Source organism: Pseudomonas sp. 05N434 (genome assembly GCF_056396965.1).
The window spans coordinates 1-8,288 of record NZ_JBFTMK010000186.1 but is presented as its reverse complement, the minus strand read 5'-3'; the positions used below and the strand labels follow the sequence as shown (position 1 = coordinate 8,288).

General features: G+C 61.2%; 7 protein-coding genes and 1 pseudogene. 5 read left to right on the top strand and 3 right to left on the bottom strand.

Annotation, left to right across the window (positions count from 1 at the left end; genetic code table 11):
- Both AC1DLB_RS13940 and cueR read left to right on the top strand, forming a co-directional pair.
- Positions 1-1,632 (top strand): copper-translocating P-type ATPase (locus tag AC1DLB_RS13940; protein ID WP_477785142.1); only part of this gene is annotated, 1,632 nt, incomplete at its 5' end.
- Positions 1,629-2,042 (top strand): Cu(I)-responsive transcriptional regulator, encoded by a 414-nt coding sequence (gene cueR, locus AC1DLB_RS13935; RefSeq protein ID WP_007940146.1) that lies wholly within the window; start codon positions 1,629-1,631, stop codon positions 2,040-2,042. The genes AC1DLB_RS13940 and cueR, both read left to right, overlap by 4 nt.
- Here the strand turns inward: cueR and AC1DLB_RS13930 are convergent.
- On the bottom strand, positions 1,996-3,213 hold the full coding sequence (locus AC1DLB_RS13930; RefSeq protein WP_477744168.1) for an MFS transporter: 1,218 nt from the start codon (positions 3,211-3,213) through the stop codon (positions 1,996-1,998). The two genes, cueR and AC1DLB_RS13930, sit on opposite strands and share 47 nt — an antisense overlap.
- A 72-nt stretch (positions 3,214-3,285) precedes the next feature.
- Positions 3,286-4,179, bottom strand: a complete 894-nt coding sequence (locus AC1DLB_RS13925) for a PA4780 family RIO1-like protein kinase (protein ID WP_086944028.1) — start codon at positions 4,177-4,179, stop codon at positions 3,286-3,288.
- 444 nt (positions 4,180-4,623) lie between these two features.
- On the opposite strand from AC1DLB_RS13925, the pseudogene AC1DLB_RS13920 reads away from it, so the two are divergent.
- Positions 4,624-5,712: pseudogene (locus tag AC1DLB_RS13920) on the top strand (cache domain-containing protein); the annotation flags it as partial.
- Positions 5,713-5,802: 90 nt separating this feature from the next.
- Positions 5,803-6,570, top strand: coding sequence for a methyl-accepting chemotaxis protein (locus tag AC1DLB_RS13915; RefSeq protein WP_370694472.1), 768 nt, complete (start codon positions 5,803-5,805; stop codon positions 6,568-6,570).
- Between the two features lie 179 nt (positions 6,571-6,749).
- Here the strand turns inward: AC1DLB_RS13915 and AC1DLB_RS13910 are convergent, their stop codons facing one another.
- Positions 6,750-7,541, bottom strand: coding sequence for an AraC family transcriptional regulator (locus AC1DLB_RS13910; RefSeq protein WP_064616082.1), 792 nt, complete (start codon positions 7,539-7,541; stop codon positions 6,750-6,752).
- Between the two features lie 84 nt (positions 7,542-7,625).
- Between AC1DLB_RS13910 and AC1DLB_RS13905 the strand changes: the two genes are divergently transcribed.
- A partial coding sequence (locus AC1DLB_RS13905) for a bile acid:sodium symporter family protein (RefSeq protein WP_477785141.1) occupies positions 7,626-8,288 on the top strand: 663 nt, incomplete at its 3' end.

The window sequence follows — 8,288 nt, the reverse complement described above, 5'->3', positions numbered from 1 at the left end:
GTGGTGATTGCCTTGGTGTTGCTGGGCAAATACCTGGAAAGCCGCGCCAAGCGCCAGACCGCCAGCGCCATCCGCGCCCTCGAAGCCTTGCGTCCGGAGCGAGCCATTCAAGTGATCGACGGCCGCGAGCAGGAGGTTGCGATCAGCGCTTTGCGCCTCAACGATCTGGTTCTGGTAAAACCCGGCGAGCGCTTCCCGGTGGATGGCGAAGTGGTGGAAGGCCAGAGCCACGCCGATGAAGCATTGATCAGCGGCGAAAGCCTGCCGGTGCCCAAAGCTCCGGGGGACAAGGTCACCGGCGGTGCGATCAACGGTGAAGGTCGGCTGCTGGTGCGGACCATGGCGCTCGGCGCAGAAACCGTGCTGGCGCGGATCATCCGCCTGGTCGAAGACGCGCAGGCGGCGAAAGCGCCGATCCAGAAACTGGTGGATAAAGTCAGCCAGGTGTTCGTGCCCGTGGTGCTGCTGATTGCACTGGCGACCCTGGTTGGTTGGTGGCTGTATGGCGCGCCGCTGGAAACTGCATTGATCAACGCCGTCGCGGTGTTGGTGATCGCCTGTCCTTGTGCGCTCGGGTTGGCCACTCCGACCGCAATCATGGCAGGCACCGGTGTGGCGGCGCACCACGGAATTCTGATCAAGGACGCCGAAGCCCTGGAGCGCGCCTACGAAGTCAGCGCCGTGGTGTTCGACAAGACCGGCACACTGACCTCGGGCACGCCGCGCATCGCACATTTGAGTGCCATCGAGGGTGACGAAGCCGCCTTGCTGCAAATGGCCGGAGCGCTGCAACGCGGCAGTGAGCACCCGCTGGCCAAGGCGGTGCTGGATGCCTGCGCCGAACGCGGCTTGACCGTGGCCGATGTCAGCGACAGTCAATCGCTGACCGGGCGCGGCATTGCCGGCAGCCTCGCTGGTCGGCGATTGGCCCTGGGCAATCGGCGTTTGCTGGAAGAAAGTGGCTTGAATGCCGGACCATTGGCTGACTCCGCAAGCGCTTGGGAAACCGAAGGCCGGACGCTGTCCTGGTTGATCGAACAAAGCCCCGAACCTCGGGTGCTGGGCCTGTTCGCCTTCGGTGACACGCTCAAGCCCGGTGCCCTGCAAGCGGTGCAACGCCTAAGCGCCCGCAATATCAGCAGCCACCTGCTGACCGGCGATAACCGCGGCAGCGCCAAAGTCGTCGCCCAAGCGCTGGGCATCAAGGATGTTCACGCCGAAGTACTGCCGGCGGACAAAGCCGCCACCGTCGCCGCGCTGAAAAAAACCGGCGTGGTGGCGATGGTCGGCGACGGCATCAAYGACGCCCCGGCCCTGGCTGCTGCTGACATCGGCATTGCCATGGGCGGCGGCACCGATGTCGCCATGCACGCTGCCGGTATCACTCTGATGCGCGGTGACCCACGGCTGGTGCCGGCGGCGCTGGAGATCAGCCGCAAGACCTACGCGAAAATTCGCCAGAACCTGTTCTGGGCCTTCGTCTATAACCTGATCGGCCTGCCACTGGCGGCATTCGGCTTCCTCAACCCGGTGCTGGCCGGCGCGGCCATGGCGCTGTCGAGCGTCAGCGTGGTCAGCAATGCGTTACTGTTGAAAACCTGGAAGCCCAAAGACCTGGAGGACAACCGATGAACATTGGCCAAGCGGCCCGCCAGAGCGGTCTGAGCGCGAAGATGATCCGCTATTACGAATCCATCGGCCTGCTCAAGGCGGCCCATCGCACCGACAGTGGCTACCGGGTCTATGGCGACGACGACCTGCACACCCTGGCGTTCATCAAGCGCTCTCGGGACTTGGGTTTTTCACTGGAAGAAGTCGGCAAACTACTGACCCTCTGGCAGGATCGCCAGCGCGCCAGTGCCGATGTGAAGGCCTTGGCCCGTCAGCACATCGATGAGCTGAACCAGAAAATTCGCGAACTTGGTCAGTTGCGCGACACCCTGCAAGACCTCGTAGAACACTGCCACGGCGACCACCGCCCGGACTGCCCGATTCTCAAGGAGCTGGCCTCGGGTTGCTGCGTCGAACCCGCTCATTCTTGAGCGCCAACCCCTTCACCACCAGCAACAGGGTGAGGGGAATGCCGTGGAACAACAACACCACCGCGCCGGGTGTCCACCAGGAATAGAACGGCGCGGCGATCAACATGCCGACGCCGAACCCGGTCATTTGCAGCAGCGTCAGAAAACTGAAAATCGGCAGGCGCAGGCTGTCCGGCTCACGTTGCAGGCGCGACATCAGGCCAACCTCCGAGAACCCGTCGCCTATCCCGGCGGGCAACGAAAACAGCAGCAAACCGTACAGGGTCTGCTGCTGAAACGTCAGGATGAAACCGCAGGACATCAGCAACACGCCAAAGAAAAATCGCCGCTCAAGGTGCGCGTTGTCCGTGCCTTTCAGGCGACTGGCGATTCGCGCACCGATGAACTTGCCGCAGGCCCACACCGCCAGCATCAGGCCCAGGGTGTTGCTGGCCGACTCGGGTGTGAGCAGTTTTGAAATGATTGGAAGACCGACGTTGTGCGCGGCGCTGCCCAGGGTGTCGGCCATGGCAACGGCCAGCATCGCCGCCAGTACCGGCGCCGTGCGCAAACCCTGGCGCAAGGCCTGCCATTCGCCCTGTTTGTGAAGAGGTTCATCACAGCTGGGGGCCGGTCCGCAAAACCGCAGTGGCACAATCAGCAGCGCTGCCAGCAGGTACGTGACCACGTTCAATGCAAATACTGTTTCAAAGCCAAATCCCGCCACCAACAACCCGGCCACCAGACTCCCGCTGACCATCGCCGCAGACGACGCTGAGGTTAACCAGGCGTTGGTCTTGAGTAATTGCGCCTCTTCGATCAGGTGCGGCAACTGGCTGTTGAGGCCGATGGCGAACATCGAATTACCAAACCCCAGGCCAAACGCGATCAGCGGTAATAGCAACGCTTGTTGGCTGACCGGCAGCACCAGCAGCAGACCCAGCAAACCGGCGCGCAGCAGATCGAAGGCAATCAGCGGCAGGCGCCCGGCCCAGCGGCGATAGAACCGGGTGCCGATCAGGCTGGCCAGGATTCCCCCGGCGACACGGCTGGCGAGGAAGATGCCGACGCTCATGGCGCTATTGCTGAGCAGGTAGACGTAGGTAGCCAGGGCGACCATGTTGAGGAAAGCGCCGAAGTCCGAAATCAGCCGGGCGGCGATGATCAACTGAGCATTGCGGATGGAGTTCACATTCAGTCCTTGAGTGTGCGGGGTATTGCTGGTGTAAAAAACCCGGCYAAAGCCGGGTTTTGGGTCAACCGATCACTGCATCCACGGCGGAGGCGGTTCTTCGGCTTTGCTCGGTGGCGCATCGTCCGCCGCCCGAATCGCTTGGCGACGCTCTTCGTCGAGACGGGCCGCCTCGATCTCGCGCATGATCCCGCCGACGTCCGCCAGTTCTTCCGGCTCGTCGAACTCGCCGGTCAACACGCTAGCCGGGTGCAAGGTGCCGGCTTCGTACAATGCCCACATTTCCTTGGCGTACCGGGTGCGTTTCAACTCCGGCGCGAAGCGTCCGAAGTACGACGCCATGTTGCCCACGTCCCGCTCAAGCATGCTGAACGCGTGGTTGTTGCCCGCCGCATCCACTGCTTGCGGCAGATCGATGATGACCGGGCCGGTCGGCGTCAGCAGCACATTGAACTCGGACAGGTCACCGTGCACCAGACCGGTACACAACATCAGCACGATTTGCGAAATCAGATAGGCGTGATATTCGCGTGCCTGATCCGGCTCCAGCACCACATCGTTCAGGCGTGGCGCGGCATCGCCGTACTCGTCGGCCACCAGCTCCATCAGCAGCACGCCTTCGAGGAAGTCATACGGCTTGGGCACYCGCACCCCGGCACTGGCCAGGCGGAACAGCGCCGCCACTTCGGCGTTCTGCCAGGCGTCTTCGGTTTCCTTGCGGCCAAACTTGGAGCCCTTGGCCATTGCGCGAGCCTGCCGGCTGTTGCGCACCTTGCGACCTTCCTGATACTCGGCCGCCTGACGAAAACTGCGTTTGTTCGCCTCCTTGTAGACCTTGGCACAACGCAGCTCGTTGCCGCAGCGCACCACATAAACAGCTGCTTCTTTACCACTCATGAGTGGGCGCAGCACCTCGTCGACCAGACCGTCCTCGATCAGGGGTTCAATGCGTTTTGGAGTCTTCATCAGCTTTTATTGTGGGTCCTTTATTACCAAACACGCGAAAGTCATTCGTTATACGGCAATCCTCTCATTCGGGGGAGGGGTTGCCGACCTATGAACGTTCCCATGAACATCAAGAAGCACACAATGTGCCGGATTAATCAGGCAAAACTCATCGACCGCCCCGGATCATAGCTGAGCGAGAACCACTTGTTGACGACGGAGTGCCAAGGTATTTGCGACAGAATCTAACCTCGATCCCTGGCGTTCGCAGGATTTTTCTCAAAAGACCTCAATTTCCCCGCGCTTCAGCCGAAGTCATTAGAGAGAAAAGGAATTGTCTGACAATCGCCTCAACAACAATCAAGAAGGCGCGCTCAAGGATCGGGGCGTATCAAACGTTTTCGGCTGCCAATAATCCGCGAGTCATCAGTACTGCGTGGGCCTACAAGAAAAACTGGAGCGCGGATGAACATCAAACAGAAGTTGACCTGGGCGTTTGCAATCATCGCCTGCTTGCCCGTGGTGCTGGTCGCCACCCTCGTCGTGCTGAACTTGCGCAGTGATGCCAAGGACAATTTTGTCGACGGCAGTGGCCGCGAGATTCGTCAGGTCAGCAATGCCATGCAGCTGTTCTTTGATGGCATCAGCCAGAACGTTGACTACCTGGCGACCCAACCGCTGATCAAGAACTCCGACGACRGCCTCAAGACCTACATGAGTGCCAACGCCGAGAGCATTCCCCAAGGCGAAATGGACAAGAAGGTCTTCGCCCTCCTCCAGGACCTTGGCAACAGCCACCCGGCCTACGCCTACGCGATTCTCGGGACGGCGGCGGGCGGTTACGTGTCCTGGCCGGACGATGCGAAGCTGAGCAATTACGACCCGCGCCAGCGCCCGTGGTACAAGGCGGCCCAGGCCAAGCCGGGCAAGCCGCTTCGCACCGAGGCCTATTACTGGGCCCAGGATGACGCGACCTACGTCAGCACCGTGCGCACCATCGATAACAAACTGGGCAGCAATGGCGGCGTGGTCAGCATCGACGTGACGCTCAAGCAGCTCACTGAAATCGTCAAACAGATCAAACTCGGCGAAACCGGCTACCTGATGCTGGTGGAAAACACCGGCACCATACTGGTCGATCCCAAGCAGCCGGAACACAACTTCAAAGCACTGAGCAGCCTCGGCGACGGTTACGCGCAACTCGGCAAGGCCGGCAAAGGGCTGGTAGAGGTTGAGCTCAATGGCGAGCGCTACATGGCCAACGTCTGGCCGTCGGAGCAACTGGGCTGGACCTTTATCGGCCTGATCAAGCAGACCGACGTGATGAGCTCGGCCACTCAACTGACCTGGCTGATCGCGATCATCGCGGCGGTACTGGCGGTGTTCTTCGCCATCGTCGGCGCCAGTTTCGCCAGCCTGATCGTGCGGCCGATCCGCAGCGTGGCCAGCGGTCTGGAAGGCATCGCCCAGGGCGAAGGCGACCTGACCAAGAACCTGCACATCCGTGGCAGCGATGAAACCGCGCAACTGGCCAACTGGTTCAACCAGTTTCTGGCGGCGATCCGCAACCTGATTCAGAGCATCGGCGGCGCCGCGACCAAGATCCTCGCCACCTCCAAGAGTTCGACCCAAGTGTCCAGCGACATGGCCGAAGCCGCCGGGCGTCAGCGTGAAGCGGTGGACATGGTGTCCACGGCGTTCCACGAAATGGTCGCCACCGCCAACGAAGTCGCGCGCTCTTGCAGCCAGGCCGCCGAGTCGGCCGACAGCGGTCAGCGCCAGGCCCGTGAAGGCCAGCAGCAGATCGATGCCGCGGTGAGCAGTGTCGATCGCTTGAGCCAGGAAATCGAACAGTCGGCACAATCGATGCAACAGCTTGAGCGTGACAGCAACGACATTCAGTCGATCCTCGGGACCATCCGTTCCATCGCCGAACAGACCAACTTGTTGGCCCTGAACGCGGCCATCGAAGCAGCCCGGGCCGGTGAACAGGGTCGTGGCTTTGCGGTGGTGGCGGATGAAGTTCGCGCCCTGGCCAAACGAACTGCCGATTCCACGGCGGAAATCGACGGCCTGCTGGGCAACCTGGCCAAGCGCACCAGTCAGGTAACACAGCAGATGCATGCGAGCCTGGAGGTGTCTCAGCAATCGGTGACCCGCATCGGTGAAGCGCGCAGCAGCTTTGGGCAGATCCGTGAGTCGGTGGATGTGATTCGTGACATGAATACTCAAATCGCCACGGCGGCTGAGGAACAGCATCAGGTGGCCGAGGACATCAATCGGCATATCAGCCAGATTCATGGCGATGCGCAGTTGGTGGCGGAATTGGCAAACTCGGCGCGGCTGGATTCTCAGAGCCTGGCAGGGTTGTCGAATGAGCTGGACGGGTTGGTTCGCCGCTTCAGAACCTGAAGTCACTGATCCAACTGGTCGAAACCGATACCTGTGGCGAGGGAGCTTGTCGGATCGCCGCACCGTCCCGCTCGGCTGCGAAGCAGTCGTAAACCGGCAAACGCGGAATATCTAATGCACCGCGTTGGCTGAATTGGGACCGCTTCGCGCTCCAGCGGGAGCAAGCTCCCTCGCCACAATTACTGCTTGAACAACTCCCCGGGGGTAAACCCGAACAACCCCTTGAACGCCGCAATAAACGCCGACGTCGAGTCATACCCGCAAGACAGCGCGGCATTGGTCACGCTGTCCCCCTCCTCCAGCAAACTCAACGACGACAGCAGCCGCATGCGCTGCCGCCAACTGCGGAAGCTCAACCCGGTCTCGCGCTGAAACAGCCGCATCAGGGTTTTCTCCGACATGCCCAAACGCTCGGCCCATTCCTGCAAGGTCACCGAGCACTCGGGACTTTCGATCAGTTCGTTGCACAAACCCAGCAGTCGCTCATGCCGGGGCAGCGGCAAGGAAAACCCCACCTCCGGCAGACTCGCCAACTGATCGAGCAGCACGCCCACCAATCGCGCCTCCTGACTGTCGCCCTGTGGATACTCCACCGGCAACTGGCAAAAGCGCTTGATCAGCTCCCGCGCCAAAGGCGTGACTTCCAGCACCCGGCAACGCCCGTCCGCCCATTGGCAGTCCTCGCGGCGCACATACAGGCTGCGCATTTCGGCACGCATCGAGGTCACGACCTGATGTTCGAGATCCGCCGGAATCCAGATGCCCCACTGCGGCGGCGCAAAGAAACTGCCCTCGGCGGTATGCACGCCGAGAACGCCGCTGATGGCGTAGGAAAACTGCACCCAATCATGACGATGAGGCGGCGTCCACGAACCGGCGTTCAGGCTTTCCGCCCGCGCATACAACGGACGCGGCAACACCGTCAGCGCCGGGATGGTCCGCTCGAGGGTAAGTTGTCCGTTAGTCGGCATTGATTGGCCTTATGTCGCAAGACGGCTGATAGGGCCGACGTTAGGCTAAGTCATCAATTCTTACAAATGGATTCGGTGCCGGTTATGCATGCCTTCAAACACCTTAAACGCGTGGTCACCGACTGGTTCTTGTGCGGCATGCTGATCGCCACGCTGCTGGCGTATTTCTTCCCGACCTTCGGCGCTACCGGCGGCGGGATGCACGCTGAGTATGTAATCAACATCGGCGTGTTCCTGGTGTTCTTCCTGCACGGGATCAACCTCTCCAGCGAGCAGATCCGCCACGGGCTGAAAAACTGGAAGCTGCACGTGATGGTTCAAGTCTTCACCTTTGCGGTGTTTCCGTTGATCTGGCTGCTGAGCGACACACTGCTGGGCTCACACATTCCATCGTTGTTGATGCTCGGTTTCCTCTACCTCTGCGCCCTGCCCTCGACCATCTCTTCGTCCGTGGCCCTGACCGGCAGCGCGGGCGGCAACGTACCGGCGGCGATTCTCAACGCGAGCCTGTCCAGCGTGCTGGGGATTTTCCTGACACCGTTGCTGGTGAGTTTCGTGGTCGGCAGCGGCGCTGGCGGCATCGACCTGGGTTCAACCCTGCTCGACCTGTGCGCGATGCTGTTGTTGCCGCTGGTACTCGGGCAATTGCTGCGGCCATGGCTGGGCAGGTTTTTCGCTCGGCACAAGCGCTACACCAACATCGCCGACAAGCTGGTGATCCTGCTGCTGGTGTACTCGGCGTTCTGC

What these genes read in the sequence shown, in the direction of transcription:
- cueR (WP_007940146.1), top strand. Translation starts at nt 1,629, where the DNA reads ATGAACATTGGCCAAGCGGCCCGCCAGAGCGGTCTGAGCGCGAAGATG.
- AC1DLB_RS13910 (WP_064616082.1), bottom strand. Translation starts at nt 7,541, where the DNA reads ATGCCGACTAACGGACAACTTACCCTCGAGCGGACCATCCCGGCGCTG.
- AC1DLB_RS13915 (WP_370694472.1), top strand. Translation starts at nt 5,803, where the DNA reads ATGGCCGAAGCCGCCGGGCGTCAGCGTGAAGCGGTGGACATGGTGTCC.